The following is a 15,054-nucleotide window of genomic DNA, read 5'->3' as shown; positions in this document are numbered from 1 at the left end:
AAACAAGGACGACCCCATGACGTATAATAGCCTGTTTTCCGTGGTTACCGATGAAACCCTTGTCGAAGACACCATGGCGCAGGCCATGGCCATGGCCTTGGCGCATGACGCACATCTCGATGTGCTGTGCCTTGGCGTGGATCGCAGCCAGACGGGATACTACTATGCAGGGGCAAGCGCGGTTGTCCTGCAAGAAACGATTACCCGGGCGCAAGAGGAATCAGAGGCGCTTGAGGCGAAGGTCACCAAGCTTTTGGAAGGTTCGGGTGTTCGGTGGTCCAGTGAAACCGGGGTGGCGCAATTGGCCGACCTGGGGCGGCACGTGGCGGCGCGGGCACGGTTTTCCGATCTGGTGGTTCTGCCGCGCCCCTATGGTGACAACTGTGGCGCCGAATTGGAGCCGGTCACCGAATCGGCGCTGTTCGAAGGTCACACCCCTGCCCTTATCGTTCCGCCCAACGCCAAGCCGCAGCCCGCGCCCAACCGCCTGCTGATCGGCTGGAACGAAAGCAACGAGGCGCTTGGCGCGATTCGCGCCGCCATGCCGTTGATCACGGCGGCGGATGAGGTGCATGTGGTGGTGATCGACCCGCCGCAGCACGGGCCGAACCGCTCGGACCCCGGTGGGCTGGTCTCGCAGTACCTGGCACGGCACGGCGCGAATGTGGAAATCGACGTGCTGTCGAAAACCCTGCCGCGTGTCTCGGATGTACTCTTGCGCCATGCCGACGACATGAAAGCCGATATGCTGGTGATGGGCGCCTATGGACATTCGCGTTTCCGCGAAGCGGTCTTTGGCGGGGCCACGCGCCACATGCTGGAACAGGCCGACCTGCCGGTGTTCATGGCGCGGTAAGCCTGCGGGCGCGTCATCCTGCCTGCCGAATGTACGAAACTGATTTAGGTTTATAACCGCGCGCCCCGTTTACAATAGGGCGCGCGGGAGTCTCAGACGTAAAATTGGCAGGAATTTTCCTTGCCGAGCAATAGGTTAGAGGCAATTTTCCCGGCAATGGCGCTTAGGCCAGCATTCCGCCGTCGCTGTCGTCGCCCGCCTCGTCGAGAAGGCGGTCGAAATCCGGCACCGTGATATGGCGTTTGCCTTCCAACTGGATCACGCCGTCCTTTTTCAGGGCCGAAATCTGGCGGCTGACGGTTTCCAGCGTCAGGCCAAGGTAATCGGCCATGGCCTCCCGCGTCAGCGGCAGGTCAAACACCATCGGGCCAGCGGGTTTTGTCAGTTTGAGAGAGGCATCGCGCCGCGCGATGATCGACAGAAGCGAGGCGATCTTTTCCCGGGCGGTCTTTCGCCCAAGGACCAGCATCCATTCGCGCGCCGCGTCCAGTTCATCAAGGGTCATTTCCAACAGGCGCTGCGCGATATGCGGTGTGCGGCCCATCAAATCCTCGAATGGTTTTTTCCTGAAGCAACACATGACCACATCGCTTGTCGCGACCACGTCATATGCCGCCTCGTCCCGGCCCGGACGCCCTACGAAATCACTGGGCAGCAGAAGGCCGACCATCTGGGTACGGCCATCTTCCATGGTCTGGGTCAAGGTGGCGATCCCCGTGACGACCGAGCCCACGAACTCCATCTTGTCCCCGGCCCAGATCACCGTCTGACCGGCTTCGAAGCTGCGGTAGTACTTGATCTGATCGAGGGACTCCAGTTCATCCGCCTCGCACCGTGCGCAAACGGCCCGATGCCGAATGGGGCAATCACCGCAATCGCGCGGAATGGCTTGGGATTTTTCGTCAAGCATGGCGGATCAGTTTCCTGTTATTTTGATCTGCATCAAGGAGGCCGTTTGTCCTGCAGTTTAACGGTACGCACATGGTTACAAAAGCAAAACTGGGTGAGTTGGGTCTCTTTGACGCAAAGGTGCCAAGATACACCAGCTATCCCACCGCCCCACATTTCACACGCGACATCAACGCGGATGGTTTCACCAACTGGATCGAAGCGATCCCGGAAGGGGCGCGGATTTCACTGTATGTGCATGTGCCGTTTTGCAGGCGTTTGTGCTGGTTCTGTGCCTGTCGCACCCAAGGCACGCAAAGCGACAAGCCCGTGCTGGCGTATCTGGAAACGCTGAAGACCGAACTCAGGATGTTGGGGCAACATTTGCCCAAGGGCGTCACCCTGTCGCGCCTGCATTGGGGCGGCGGCACCCCCACCCTTTTGCAACCGGGCATGATGGATGAGCTGGCCGGGGCCATCAAGGACGTCGCCCCCTTTGATTCGGATACGGAGTTCTCGGTTGAGATTGACCCGAACGAGATTGACGGCGCGCGTCTGGATGTGCTGGCCGCCGCGGGGATGAACCGCGCCTCGATCGGGGTGCAGGATTTCCACGAGGAGATTCAACAAAGCATCGGGCGCTTGCAAAGCTACGACATCACACGTTGGGCCGCGGAAGAGATACGTGCGCGCGGTGTGCAAAGCCTGAACGCCGATATCCTTTATGGCCTGCCGCATCAGACCAAGGCGCGGATTACAGAAAGCGTGCAGAAGCTGCTTTCGCTCAACCCCGACCGGGTAGCGCTTTATGGTTATGCGCATGTGCCGTGGATGGCCAAACGACAGCAGTTGCTGCCATCGGACGCCCTGCCCACACCGGAAGAGCGGCTGGAACTTTTCGAAACCGCGCGCCGCTTGTTCCTGTGGGACAATTACGCCGAGATCGGGATCGACCATTTCGCCACCCAAGACGACAGCCTGACCATCGCCCAGAAAACCGGCAACCTGCGGCGGAATTTCCAGGGCTATACCGATGATACCGCCGAGGCGCTGATCGGTGTGGGGGCGTCCTCGATCTCGCGCTTCCCGCAGGGTTATGCACAAAACGCCCCTGCCACGGGGGCGCATACGGCGGCCATTCGCGAGGGCCGGTTTTCCACCACGCGGGGCCATGTGTTCCGCGGCGACGACAAGTTGCGCAGCCGGTTGATCGAACAGTTGATGTGCGAGTTCCGGATTGATGCCGAGGACATCACCCGAACATTCGACATCACGCCCACGGCCCTGCGCCAGATGCTGAACCGTACCGCATCAGAGTTTTCCGGCCTGTTGCAGGTGAACGAAAACGGGCTGTTCGTGCCGATGGAGGCCCGGCCCCTAACCCGCATGATCGCTCGCAGTTTCGACGCCTATGAGTTGGACAAGGCCGGCCATAGCTCGGCCATCTAAGCCGGCTTGAGGTCAAGCGCGGCCTGAAGCAGGTTGCGCGCATATTCGGTTTGCGGGGCCTCGAACAGCGTTTTGGCATCGGCGTATTCGACGATATCGCCCTGTTTCATCACCACCACCCGGTGGCTCATGGCGCGCACCACGGCGAGGTCGTGAGAGATGAAAAGATAGGCCAGCCCGTATTTTACCTGCAGACGCCGCAGCAGATCGACGACCTGCACCTGCACCGTCATATCAAGCGCCGAGGTGGGTTCGTCCAGAACCACCATCTTGGGCCGCAGGATCATGGCGCGGGCAATGGCGATGCGCTGTCTCTGCCCACCTGAAAACTCATGCGGGTAGCGGTCCATGGTGGCGGGGTTGAGGTCCACCTCCTCCATCACTTCGGCCACCAGATCGCGTTCGGCGCGGCCATCGCGGTTACCGTGAACACCCAGCCCTTCGGCAATGATCTGTTCGCAGGTCATCCGGGGGCTGAGGCTTCCGAAGGGGTCTTGGAAGACGATCTGCATCTGTGCCCGGCGGCGGCGGAGTTTCCGGGTGGACCATGCATTCACGTCTTCGCCGTCAAAGGTGATGCCGCCCTCGGACTGGATCAGCCGCATGATCGCCAGGGCCAGCGTGGTCTTGCCCGAGCCGGATTCGCCCACGATGCCAAGGGTTTCGCCCGCCCGGACGCTGATCGTGGCCTCGTTGACGGCCTTCACATGGCCCACGGTCTTACGCAAAAACCCTTTCTGGATCGGGAACCAGACCCGCAGCTTGTCGGTCTCCACAAGCGGGCGCGCGTCCTCTGGCACCGGGTCAGGCTCCCCCGAGGGCAGGGCATTCAAAAGCTTCCGGGTATAGGCGTGTTGCGGGTTGGCGAAAATTTCACCCGTGGGGCCGCTTTCGACGATCTCGCCGTCCTTCATCACGCAGACCTTGTCGGCGATCCGCTGTACCACGTTGAGGTCGTGGGTGATGAACAGAAGGCCCATCCCCTCCTCGCGCTTCAACTCGGCCAAAAGGTCAAGGATTTGCGCCTGAATGGTCACGTCAAGCGCCGTGGTGGGTTCGTCCGCGATCAGGATATCGGGCTTGTTGGCAAGCGCCATGGCGATCATCACGCGTTGCCTTTGCCCGCCTGACAATTGGTGCGGATAGGCGCCAAGGCGGCTTTCCGGGTCATGGATGCCGACACGGTCCAGCAATTCGATAATGCGCGTCCGCGCGGCCTCATCGGTCAGGCCCTGGTGCAAAGCAAGGCTTTCACCGATCTGCTTTTCCAGCGTGTGCAGCGGGTTGAGGGATGTCATCGGCTCCTGGAAAATAAAGCTGATGTCGTTGCCGCGCACCTGACGCAGGCGTTTGCTGGGCGCGCCGATCATTTCCTGCCCGTCGTAGGTGACACTACCTTCGACCTGTGCCGAGGGTCCAAGAAGCGACACGGTGGACAGCGCCGTCACCGATTTGCCCGAGCCGGATTCGCCGACCAGCGCCACGGTCTCGCCCCGGTCGACGTTAAAAGATACCCCATGCACCGCCGGGATGATCGCGCCGTCCTGTTTGAAGCTGACCTTCAGGTTCTCGACACGCAACAGGCTCATTCAAAGGTCTTTCTGGGGTCAAAGGCATCACGCACGCCTTCGAAAATGAAAACGAGAAGCGACAGCATGATGGCAAAAGCGAAAAAGGCAGTGAAGGCCAGCCACGGCGCTTGCAGGTTTTGCTTGGCTTGAAGAGTGAGTTCACCAAGCGACGGGGCCGAGGACGGCAAACCGAAACCAAGGAAATCCAGCCCCGCCAGAAGCGAGATCGTGCCGGTGATGACAAAGGGCAGCATGGTCAGCGTGGCGACCATGGCATTGGGCAGCATATGGCGGAACATGATGGTCAGGTTCGACACGCCAAGCGCCTTGGCCGCGCGGACATACTCAAGGTTGCGCGCGCGCAGGAATTCGGCCCGCACCACACCCACCAGTGCCATCCAGCCGAACAAAACGGTAATCACCACCAAAAGCCAGAAACTTCGCGGCAGGATCGCGAACAGGATGATGATCACGTAAATCTGCGGGGTCGAGGCCCATATCTCGATTATCCGTTGGAAAATCAGGTCAAGCCAGCCGCCGAAATACCCCTGGATCGCCCCGGCAAAAATCCCGATGACCGAGGACAGCGCCGTGACAATCAGCGTGAACATCACCGACAGCCGGAAACCATAGATCACCCGCGCCAGCACATCGCGCTTGGTATCGTCCGTGCCCAGCCAGTTTTGCTCATTCGGCGGCAAGGGCGCGGCGCCGGGCCGGTCGACCGAGGTGTCATAGCTATAGGGGATAGGCGGCCAGATCATCCAGCCCTTGGCGATCTCCTCGCCCTCGACCATGCCATCCTGCGCGTCTTCGATCACCCCCTCGGGATCATCGAAACAGATATCCAGCCCGCCCGATGTGATCAGGCATTGCACCTCGGGGTCACGATAGATCGCCTCAGTCTCGAAATCGCCGCCGAACCGGGTTTCGGGGTAGAAATTGAAGATCGGCGTATAAAAATCGCCGCGATAGCTGACGAGGATCGGCTTGTCGTTCGCCACGAACTCGGCAAAAAGCGTGATAACGAAGACCACCGAGAAGATGATCAAGGACCAAAAGGCGCGCTTGTTGCGTTTGAAGTTCCGCCAGCGGCGTTGATTGAGGGGCGACAGGCTCATGAAACGTTCCCCTGCCCTTCATCTTTCCCAAAATACTCCGGGGGAGTCGCCGCTTGCGGCGACGGGGGCAGCGCCCCCTGCAAACATAGGCGATCAAGACCAACGCCCATCGCCTCAGCCCTCCCGCTTTTCAAAATCGATGCGCGGGTCAACCAGCACATACATCAAATCCGACAGGATATTGACCAGCAGGCTAATCAGACCGAACAGGAACAGCGTGCCGAACATCACCGGGTAATCCCGGCCCACGGCGGCCTCGAAACCAAGCCGGCCCAACCCATCCAGCGAAAAGATCGTCTCGATCAGGACCGACCCGCCGAAGAAGACGCCAATGAACACCGCCGGAAACCCCGCGATCACGATCAGCATCGCGTTGCGGAAGATATGACCGTAAAGCACCTTTCGCTCGCTCAGGCCCTTGGCGCGGGCGGTCATGACATAGTGTTTCTTGATCTCGTCCAGAAAGGAGTTCTTGGTCAAAAGCGTCAGCGTGGCAAAGGCCGCGATGGTCGAGGCCAGCACCGGCAGCGCGATATGCCAGAAATAATCAAGCACCTTGCCCACAAGGCTAAGCTGTTCCCAGTTGTCCGAGGTCAGCCCCCTGAGCGGGAAGATCGAGAAATAACTGCCCCCGGCAAAAAGTACCAACAACATGATGGCGAACAGGAAAGCCGGGATGGCATAGGCCACGATGATGATCCCGCTGGTCCATGTGTCAAACGAACTGCCGTCATAAACAGCCTTGCGGATACCGAGCGGGATGGAAATCAGGTAGGCGATCAGGGTCGACCACAGGCCAAGCGTGATACTGACCGGCATCTTTTCCAGTACCAGGTCCAACACGTCGATCTTGCGGAAATAACTCTCGCCGAAATCGAAGCGCATGTAGTTCCACATCATGTTGAAGAACCGTTCCAGCGGCGGTTTGTCGAGGCCGAATTGCTGTTCCAGTTCGGCGATCAGTTCCGGGGGCAGGCCCCGGGCGCCGACGTATTGCTCATTGTCGCCGCCGCCGGTCATGTCTTGCCCTGCGTCATTGCCCGAGCCGGCGAAGCCCTCGAAGACATCGCCTTGGCCCTGCATATTGGCGATCACCTGCTCCACCGGTCCGCCGGGCACGAACTGGACCAGAACGAAATTGATCACCATGATCCCCAGAAGCGTGGGAATGATCAGCAGCAGCCTGCGCAGGATATAGGCGCCCATGGGCGGGTTACCTCAGCGCGCCGGAGGCTTTCAGCGCCTCGGCCTTCTCGTCGTTGTACCACCAGAAGTCCAGCACGCCCAAGGCATAGGGCGGCAGGGTCTCGGGGTGTTCATACATGTCCCAATAGGCCACCCAGTAGCTGTCGTTGTACCAGACCGGCACCATGAAGCGTTCGAACCGCAGGGCGCGGTCGAGGGCGGTGAGGGCGACGTTTTCTTCCTCGCTGGTTTCGGCGTTGAGCGAGGCGTTGATGATCGCATCGACCATGGGGCTTGCCAGTCCTGCGGGGTTGAACACGCTGAAGGCCGCCTCCGTCGAACCGTAGCGTTGAAGAAGGCCGGTGCCGGTGCCAAGGAAGGTCACGTAACTGTCGAAGACCATGTCATAGTCCCGGTCGCGGCTGCGCAGGGTGTATTGCGACGGGTCCACCTTTTCATAGCGCGCGTCGATACCCATGAGTTGCAGGTTGCTGACGAAACTTTCGACCACCGCGCCCAGCGTGGCCGACCCCGACGAGGGGATCGGGAAATCAATGCTCAGGACCTTGCCTTCGGCATTGCGGCGAATGCCGTCGTCCCCCACGGTCCAGCCTGCCTCGTCCAGCAATTTCATGGCGCGGCGCAGGTTGCGGCGGTCATTGAGGCGCGAGGCGCGGGATTCATGGGCGCGCACGGCGGGTTCGGTCAGCATCTCGGGCGGGATCACGTCGCCCAGGGATTTCAGGAACTCAAGCTCGGCCCCTTCCGGCGGGCCCATCGCCTCAAGCGGGGTATCCTGCACGAAGGAATGGCGTTGTTTGAACAACCCGTATTGCAGGGATTCGTTGGTCCACTCGAAGTTATAGGCCAGTGCCACCGCCTCGCGCAGGCGCTCATCCTTGAACTTGTCGCGTGCAAGGTTGAACACGAACCCGGTGGGCGTGGGCGGGGTGCCGTCGGGCAGTTCCTCGATCTTGACATCGCCCGCGTTTGCGGCCGGGAAGTCATATCCGGTGGCCCATTTCTTGGAATTGCCTTCGGCGCGGAAGGTATATTCCCCGGCCTTGAACGCCTCGAACGCGGCGCTGTCGTCGGCGAAATACTCCACGCGGATACGGTCAAAATTGTGACGCCCCTGATTGATCGGCAGATCCCAGCCCCAGTAATCCGGGTTGCGCTTGTAGGTGATCCGGCGGTTCACATCGACGCTTTCCACTTGGTAGGGGCCGGATCCGGGCGCAGCCTCGAGCCGGGGCTCATCCAGCCGCGCGTTGTTGTCTTCATACCATTTGCGCGGAAAGACCGGTGTGCCGCCCACCTGATCAATCAATGACCGGCGCGAGATACCCTCGGCAAAGGTGAACTTGACGGTATGGTCATCCAGGGCCTCGGCCCCGGTGACCCGGCGGCTGACCGCTTGGGCATAGGAGGGCAGGCCCTGTTCCAGAAAGAGGTTGTGCGAAAACACCACGTCATGCGCGGTGACCGGCGTGCCATCGGCAAAGCGCGCCTCGGGGCGCATGTGGAAAATCACCCACGTCTTGCCCTCGTCGTACTCAAGGCTTTCGGCCAGCAGCCCGTAGGATTCGCCATAGGCATCCGCAGGCGCGGGGCCGCTCGCCGCGGGCATTTCACCCAGCAGGCTTTCATAGACCATCCACGAATACCGCCCGGCACGACCCTTGCGCGAATAGGGGTTCATGGAGTCAAACGTCCCCGGCGCATAAAGCGAGATTTCCCCACCCTTGGGCGCGTCCGGATTGACGTAATTGAAATGCGTGTAATCCGCCGGATAGCTGAGATCGCCATAGAAGGAGTATCCATGGGAACGGATGACATCATCATCGTCGCCCTGCGCGATGGCCGTATGTGCCATCAGGGCGGCGATCATCAGACCAAGCAAAGCGAGGATCAAGACGCGCGGGGCGGTACGTTTCATCGCCTGGGCCTTGGCCCGGCGGCGCTCTGCGGTCATTGGGGTCTCCTTTTCCTGCCGATGCCAGATATGGCGCTTTTTCTATTGCAGGCAAGCTAAAGGACGTGGGCCGATATGTTCAAGCACCGAAAGACAGCACAGCGACCTGCCGCGCAAAAAAACCGCCGCCCTTTCGGGACGGCGGCCTTGGAATTCAGATGTTGCCCGAATTATTCGGCGGCACTCTGCATGTAGGCGATCAACGCTGCGCGGTCTTCTTCCTTGCGCAGGCCCCGGAAGCTCATCTTGTTACCGGGGGCATAAGCCTTGGGATCTTCCAGCCATGCGTTCAGCTCATCCGCTGTCCAGGTCCCATCAAGCTCTTGCAGCGCGTTGGAGTAGCGGAAGCCTTCGACGCTGCCGATCTCGCGGCCAACAATACCCGCCATATGCGGACCAACACCGTTTGCCCCGTCCTCCAGCTTGTGGCACGCGCGGCACTGACGCCAGACCTTCTCGCCATCGGCAGGATCGGCGGCGGCAACCACGTCGGCGAAACCACCTGCGCTGTCGTCAGCGGCGGCCTCTTCCGTGGCGGCCTCCTCGGCGGCGGCCTCGTCGGATGCAGGTTCTTGCGATGCTGCCTCGTCGGATGCGGCGTCTTCTGCGGCGGCCCCGTCGTTTGCGGGGGCTTCGCTTGCCTCGGCATCGGTCGTTTCCTCGGCAGGTTCTTCCGCGGGGGCCTCTTCTTCGGCGGCGGCGGGCACTTCAACCTCGTAGGTGTCCCCATCGGTCTGGTCGAGGAAGGCAATCAGGTTTGCGCGGTCTTCCATGTCCTTGACGCCGGCAAAGCCCATGGTGGTACCCGGGGCATAGCCTGCGGGGTTTTCAAGGAAAGCCGACAGGTTTTGCGGGGTCCAGACGTCGGCCACGGCCGAAAGGCTGCCGGAGTAGCCAAAGCCCTCGGCGCTACCGACGTCGCGGCCAACCACACCGTAAAGGTAGGGGCCGGTACCGTTGGCACCTTCTTCAAGCTGGTGGCAGGCCTTACACTTGTTGAAAATCCGCTCGCCCTTGCCGGCGTCCGCCGCGACGAAAAGCTCTTCGAAGCTGGGGCCGGTGTCTTCTTCGGCACCGCCTTCGTCATTGCCGGTTTCGATCACATAGGCCTGTTGATGGTCATCGCCATGACCGCCGCCGGTGTGATAAATCAGTTCGGCAGCCCAGCCGCCCAGCAGAAAGATCAGAAGGGCGCCACAGAAGGCACCAACGACCTTGGTGAGTGTCATCGTATCGAACATAGGCCCGTTTCCATTTGAATTCCGTCGCGGCGTATCTATCCGCTTCACCTATGCGGGCGCAAGGTGTAGTTTCCGCGACCAAACGCCCGACTAGGGGCATTCAACAGGAAAAATTCATAATGACCAAGCGCATTGCCTTTCAGGGCGAACCGGGTGCCTATTCGCATCAAGCCTGCCGCGAGACATATCCCGAAATGGAATCGATGCCCTGTCGCACCTTCGAGGATGCGATTGAGGCGGTACGCTCGGGCGAGGCCGAACTGGCGATGTTGCCGGTTGAAAACTCGACCTTCGGGCGCGTGGCCGACATTCATCACCTTCTGCCCGACTCGGGGCTGTATATCATCGGCGAGGCCTTCGTTCGGGTGCATATCAACCTGCTTGCCCTGCCCGGCGTCACGCTTGACCAGGTGGATCGCGCCATGAGTCACACCATGCTTCTGGGCCAATGCCGCGAGTTTCTGGGCAAGCACGGCATTCAACGCGTGACCGGTGCGGATACAGCCGGATCGGCCCGCCATGTGGCCGAAGCGGGCGACCCGAGCCTTGCCGGGCTTGCCAGTGAACTCGCGGGCGAGATTTACGGGCTGGACGTACTTGCACGCGAAATCGAGGACCATGGCAACAACAGCACCCGCTTCCTTATCATGTCGCGCGAACCGGATTGGAGCCGCCGGGGCGATGACGGCATGATGACCACCTTTGTCTTCCAGGTGCGCAACATTCCTGCGGCCTTGTATAAAGCCATGGGCGGGTTCGCGACCAATGGTGTGAATATGACCAAGTTGGAAAGTTACATGGTCGGCGGGTCTTTCACCGCCACGCAGTTTTATGCAGATATCGAAGGCCACCCCGATGATCCGGCGGTGAAACGCGCACTTGATGAGCTGGATTATTTCACCTCTGGCATCACGATGCTGGGTGTTTACCCAGCCGATCCGCGCCGCCACTGACCTTGAAAGGCCAAACATCGGTCGAATTGTTTCAATTCGCGCGAAACTTGCGCCAAAGCACCGCTTATGTGCAAAATCGCGCAAATCCGATAATTAGCTTAACATATTGATATAAAGGTATTTTTATAAACTCATCGCGTTCCAGTCGCCTTTATGTGATCTAATTTCCAGATCGTTTTCACAGGTCTGTGCGTTTGCGTGAAGGCATTTTCACATCACTCGTGAAAAGGTTTCCGACAACGCCAAGTTGCCCCATCTCTGTTACAGACGAGCGGGACACCCCGCCGCCGAAAATCTCAAAGGTCCAATGGGGACCGATCGGAAATGGAGGACAAAACCATGCGTACTACCAAGTTCATTACCCTGATCGTCGCAACCACAATTCCCGCGCTTGCCTCGGCACACAACTTTTCGCCCGATACGGCAGCAAAAGTGGCGCAATTGGAAAGCGTTACCAATTCGGCAAGCCACTTTGGCCAAATCGCAGCGGGCGAAACCAATCCGGGCGACCGTGAAGGCGTGATCTATAACGAGAACCTGCGGTCCTTCGACATCGCCGGTGGCGAAACCAACCCCGGTGACCGCACCGGCGTCATTTACAATGGCGAAACCAACCCGGGCGACCGCGAGGGCGTGATCTACAACGAGAACCTGCGGTCCTTCGACATCGCCGGTGGTGAAACCAACCCCGGTGACCGCACCGGCGTCATTTACAATGGCGAAACCAACCCGGGCGACCGCGAGGGCGTGATCTATAACGAGAACCTGCGGTCCTTCGACATCGCCGGTGGTGAAACCAACCCCGGTGACCGCACCGGCGTCATTTACAATGGCGAAACCAACCCGGGTGACCGTGAAGGCGTGATCTATAATGTCGGTCAAGTCCTGACGGATATTGCCTAAGAGGCGGAATTACGACCAACAACGCGGCGCCCTTAGGGTGCCGCGTTCTAATCAAGCCAAACGTTTGTAACGCTCTTCCAGCTCCTTGGCAAAATGTGCCACGCGGAAGCGAAACTTTTTCTCCACACTGGACCGGGCCAGCTTTAGCGACTGCACCAGAAGCCGTGCCGTCAAGTTGCGAGGCGAAAATTCGGTCACGATGCTCACCCGCGTTCGCTTACGCGACAGGGCCACGAGTTCAACATCCAGCGTCCCAAGCAAAAGGTGGGTTCGAAACGTGCAAGCCAACTCGTTTGGCCGATCATATTGGGTCAACTCGATTTCAGCGTCGCGCTTGCGCCCACGAAAGTTGAACTGGGCACTCCACATCATGCCCGGGCCGGGCGTTTGAAGGGCATCAATGCGCTGAACCTCCGCGCCACGCCGCAACGCCGCACGCTCAAAGGCTTGAAAATCGGAAACCTCGTTGAAAACAAAGTCGATGGGCGCTTCAACATCTTCCTTGGTGCTGAACTTCATGGTTCGCCTCTATCTTCCTGCTCGGAAATCAGTGTCGCCCTATTCAAGGGTATCCGCAAGCCAGTTGCGCAACAAAAATTGGGCAATAGCCCCTTTTCTTGCGGGCATCAGAATAGGATGCTGCCCGGCGAAAGCCTCAAGCATATCATCCCGGCTGACCCAGATTGCGTCTTCGATCTCGGTCGGGTCGATGGTGATTTCACGGGAAAGGGCGTGGCCCCAGCACCCAAACATCAGCGACGAGGGAAACGCCCAGGGCTGACTGGCCAGATAGGTCACCTGCCCCACGGCGACGCCCGCCTCTTCGAACACTTCACGCCGCACGGCGGCCTCGATGGTTTCGCCGGGTTCGACAAACCCCGCCAACAGGGAATACATGCCTTCGGGCCACCCTGGTGAGCGCCCCATGAGAACGCTATTGCCACGGGTGATCAACATGATCACCACAGGATCGGTGCGCGGGAAATGCTGCCCCCCACAGTTCGGGCAACTGCGCTGCCAGCCCGACATGATCAATTGGCTTTCCGCCCCGCATCGGGCGCAGAACCTGTGGCTTTGGTGCCAACCCAAGACCGCCCGCGCCGTTGCCGCCAATTCCGCATCGCGGGCATCAAGCCGTGTCATTATGCGGCGCAACTCGGCGAACACCACATCCTTGGGAAGGTCGGGGTGGGATTGCTCGGAACTGTCAAGGAAACGGTCCAATTCAGATGCATCGAGACTGTCCGGCTCCCATGCGGAAAGATCATGCGCGAATATCAAAGATCCGCTTTCATCTCGGCCCAGCAATATCTGAACGCCCATATCAGCGCGCAAGACGGGATGATCCGCAGGCAGGCGTTTCAGGCGATCGAGGTTTGACCCCGACACCAATGGTTTGCCACGCCACAAGACGATCACCTCGGACCCGTATTGCCGCTCCTGGTAGGTCCGTGCCTCATGATCCCCGCGCAAATGCGCCGCGCGATCCAAAGACGATCCTCCGAAGGTAACCGTTTCCGCGTGCTTCATGCTGATTTTCCCGAACTTTCCAGATATCTTCTTGTTACCACATTGATTTATAGGTCATTTCAACTCTAAGATGTTTATCAAATACACATTTTACGCAGGCTCATGTTCTTTCTGTTGCGTTTTGATTCCCATGTCGATCACTCCCAAAAGCAAACAGCCAAATACCCGTGACTCGCATTGACCCGTCCCCTCAACATCACAGCACTGCCGGTGTTACAGTTCAGCTGCGCGTGCTTGAAACAACGGATATACATGGTCACTTACTGCCATTTGACTACCTGACGTGCAGCGCCAATACCAGTGCAGGCTTGGCCCGGACGGCCACCTTGATTCGCGAAGCACGACAGCAGGCACGCAATTGCCTGTTGTTCGATACCGGTGATTTTCTGCAGGGGGCGCCCCTGATCGACATCGCGGCCCCCCCAGACAACGAGTGGACAGGCCCCCACCCGGCGATCACCGCGATGAATGCCCTGGATTATGATGCCGTGGGGCTTGGCAACCACGAGTTCAACCATGGCGTTGAATGGTTGGTCAAAACACTTGAACAAGCGGAGTTTCCCGTCACCTGCGCCAATGCCATCCGGCATATGGGGGCAACGCCGAAACAGGACAAAACCCTTGTATCACAATACCTTATGCTGGATCGCATTGTCACGGATTGCGCCGGGCAGGCGCATGATCTGCGCATCGGGGTACTGGGCGTGCTGCCACCGCAGATCACCAACTGGGATCATTCCCACCTTGAAGGCCAGATCATGACGCGGCCAATCGTGGATACGGCCCGGGCCCTTGTTCCCAGGCTAAGGTCGGCGGGGGCGGATATTGTCATCGCGCTGGCCCATACCGGAATTGCACAAGGCTCGGCGTATGACACCGCCGAGAACGCGGCACTTGAACTGGCCGATGTTCCCGGTCTGGACGCCATTCTTGCCGGTCACAGCCACCTGGTATTTCCGGCCGCGGATCATGCGGGCATCGAAGACGCGGACATCGAACATGGTCATCTGAAAGGGGTGCCCGCGGTGATGGCGGGATCACGCGGGTCACATCTTGGCATCGTGGATATCACACTTCAAAAGGGCGATGCGGGGTGGAATGTTGCGCGCAGCAGGGCGGAGGTACGCCCCGTCAATCCCGCCGGCAGGGCGCGGCCCGTTGTGGCCGATCCAGTGCTTTGCGATCTTCTGGAACCGGCCCACAAGACGACGATTGCGCTTATGGACAAACCCGTGGGTCATAGCGACAAAGCTTTGCACAGCTATCTTGGCATGATCCGCAGCGGTCCCCTGATCCACCTCGTTGCACAGGCGAAACGCAATGCCATGCCGCAGTTTGTGCCCGAGCATATATTGGCAAATTTGCCGAATCTCTCAGTGGCA

13 protein-coding genes are annotated in these 15,054 nt (G+C 59.6%); 5 read left to right on the top strand and 8 right to left on the bottom strand.

What is annotated here, in order from left to right; genetic code table 11:
• Nucleotides 1–16: 16 nt before the first annotated feature.
• The gene (locus RBB32_RS06370) at nucleotides 17–856 is read left to right on the top strand and encodes a universal stress protein (protein ID WP_306151867.1); all 840 of its coding nucleotides are present in this window, start codon (nucleotides 17–19) and stop codon (nucleotides 854–856) included.
• A gap of 163 nt (nucleotides 857–1,019) precedes the next feature.
• Here RBB32_RS06370 and fnrL read toward each other — a convergent pair whose 3' ends face one another.
• Nucleotides 1,020–1,766 carry a transcriptional regulator FnrL gene (gene fnrL, locus RBB32_RS06365; RefSeq protein WP_306151866.1) on the bottom strand — a complete coding sequence of 249 codons (747 nt, stop codon included), beginning with the start codon at nucleotides 1,764–1,766 and terminating at the stop codon, nucleotides 1,020–1,022.
• A 71-nt stretch (nucleotides 1,767–1,837) separates the two neighbouring features.
• Between fnrL and hemN the strand changes: the two genes are divergently transcribed.
• Nucleotides 1,838–3,193, top strand: coding sequence for an oxygen-independent coproporphyrinogen III oxidase (hemN, locus tag RBB32_RS06360; protein WP_306151864.1), 1,356 nt, complete (start codon nucleotides 1,838–1,840; stop codon nucleotides 3,191–3,193).
• Here the strand turns inward: hemN and RBB32_RS06355 are convergent.
• The 5 genes from RBB32_RS06355 to RBB32_RS06335 all read right to left on the bottom strand — a co-directional run bounded on the left by RBB32_RS06355 (nucleotide 3,190) and on the right by RBB32_RS06335 (nucleotide 10,274).
• Nucleotides 3,190–4,782, bottom strand: coding sequence for an ABC transporter ATP-binding protein (locus RBB32_RS06355; protein WP_306151863.1), 1,593 nt, complete (start codon nucleotides 4,780–4,782; stop codon nucleotides 3,190–3,192). The genes hemN and RBB32_RS06355 overlap by 4 nt on opposite strands.
• A complete protein-coding gene (locus tag RBB32_RS06350) occupies nucleotides 4,779–5,885 on the bottom strand; it encodes an ABC transporter permease (protein WP_306151862.1) in 1,107 nt (368 codons plus the stop codon). The genes RBB32_RS06355 and RBB32_RS06350 overlap by 4 nt, the downstream gene beginning before the upstream one ends.
• A 114-nt stretch (nucleotides 5,886–5,999) precedes the next feature.
• On the bottom strand, nucleotides 6,000–7,091 hold the full coding sequence (locus RBB32_RS06345) for a microcin C ABC transporter permease YejB (protein WP_306151861.1): 1,092 nt from the start codon (nucleotides 7,089–7,091) through the stop codon (nucleotides 6,000–6,002).
• Between the two features lie 7 nt (nucleotides 7,092–7,098).
• Nucleotides 7,099–9,009, bottom strand: a complete 1,911-nt coding sequence (locus RBB32_RS06340; RefSeq protein ID WP_371931027.1) for an extracellular solute-binding protein — start codon at nucleotides 9,007–9,009, stop codon at nucleotides 7,099–7,101.
• 206 nt (nucleotides 9,010–9,215) lie between these two features.
• Nucleotides 9,216–10,274, bottom strand: a complete 1,059-nt coding sequence (locus RBB32_RS06335; protein WP_306151859.1) for a cytochrome c family protein — start codon at nucleotides 10,272–10,274, stop codon at nucleotides 9,216–9,218.
• 131 nt (nucleotides 10,275–10,405) lie between these two features.
• On the opposite strand from RBB32_RS06335, the gene RBB32_RS06330 reads away from it, so the two are divergent.
• Nucleotides 10,406–11,239, top strand: coding sequence for a prephenate dehydratase (locus RBB32_RS06330; RefSeq protein WP_306151858.1), 834 nt, complete (start codon nucleotides 10,406–10,408; stop codon nucleotides 11,237–11,239).
• A 339-nt stretch (nucleotides 11,240–11,578) separates the two neighbouring features.
• Nucleotides 11,579–12,142, top strand: a complete 564-nt coding sequence (locus RBB32_RS06325) for a hypothetical protein (protein WP_306151857.1) — start codon at nucleotides 11,579–11,581, stop codon at nucleotides 12,140–12,142.
• A gap of 51 nt (nucleotides 12,143–12,193) precedes the next feature.
• Here the strand turns inward: RBB32_RS06325 and RBB32_RS06320 are convergent, their stop codons facing one another.
• Nucleotides 12,194–12,661, bottom strand: coding sequence for an SRPBCC family protein (locus RBB32_RS06320; RefSeq protein WP_306151856.1), 468 nt, complete (start codon nucleotides 12,659–12,661; stop codon nucleotides 12,194–12,196).
• A 39-nt stretch (nucleotides 12,662–12,700) separates the two neighbouring features.
• A complete protein-coding gene (nudC, locus tag RBB32_RS06315; protein ID WP_306151855.1) occupies nucleotides 12,701–13,672 on the bottom strand; it encodes an NAD(+) diphosphatase in 972 nt (323 codons plus the stop codon).
• A gap of 230 nt (nucleotides 13,673–13,902) precedes the next feature.
• On the opposite strand from nudC, the gene RBB32_RS06310 reads away from it, so the two are divergent.
• Nucleotides 13,903–15,054: metallophosphoesterase (locus RBB32_RS06310; RefSeq protein ID WP_306151854.1), on the top strand; the 1,152-nt coding region annotated here is incomplete at its 3' end.

The organism is Roseovarius sp. MMSF_3281 (assembly GCF_030733685.1).
Classification (GTDB): domain Bacteria; phylum Pseudomonadota; class Alphaproteobacteria; order Rhodobacterales; family Rhodobacteraceae; genus Roseovarius.
This window is presented reverse-complemented; position numbering and strand designations above follow the sequence as displayed.

Coding starts and splice junctions, on each gene's coding strand:
- RBB32_RS06370 (WP_306151867.1), top strand. CDS start 17: ATGACGTATAATAGCCTGTTTTCCGTGGTTACCGATGAAACCCTTGTC.
- RBB32_RS06340 (WP_371931027.1), bottom strand. CDS start 9,009: ATGAAACGTACCGCCCCGCGCGTCTTGATCCTCGCTTTGCTTGGTCTG.
- RBB32_RS06320 (WP_306151856.1), bottom strand. CDS start 12,661: ATGAAGTTCAGCACCAAGGAAGATGTTGAAGCGCCCATCGACTTTGTT.
- nudC (WP_306151855.1), bottom strand. CDS start 13,672: ATGAAGCACGCGGAAACGGTTACCTTCGGAGGATCGTCTTTGGATCGC.
- RBB32_RS06355 (WP_306151863.1), bottom strand. CDS start 4,782: ATGAGCCTGTTGCGTGTCGAGAACCTGAAGGTCAGCTTCAAACAGGAC.
- RBB32_RS06335 (WP_306151859.1), bottom strand. CDS start 10,274: ATGACACTCACCAAGGTCGTTGGTGCCTTCTGTGGCGCCCTTCTGATC.
- fnrL (WP_306151866.1), bottom strand. CDS start 1,766: ATGCTTGACGAAAAATCCCAAGCCATTCCGCGCGATTGCGGTGATTGC.
- RBB32_RS06350 (WP_306151862.1), bottom strand. CDS start 5,885: ATGAGCCTGTCGCCCCTCAATCAACGCCGCTGGCGGAACTTCAAACGC.
- RBB32_RS06345 (WP_306151861.1), bottom strand. CDS start 7,091: ATGGGCGCCTATATCCTGCGCAGGCTGCTGCTGATCATTCCCACGCTT.
- RBB32_RS06325 (WP_306151857.1), top strand. CDS start 11,579: ATGCGTACTACCAAGTTCATTACCCTGATCGTCGCAACCACAATTCCC.
- hemN (WP_306151864.1), top strand. CDS start 1,838: ATGGTTACAAAAGCAAAACTGGGTGAGTTGGGTCTCTTTGACGCAAAG.
- RBB32_RS06330 (WP_306151858.1), top strand. CDS start 10,406: ATGACCAAGCGCATTGCCTTTCAGGGCGAACCGGGTGCCTATTCGCAT.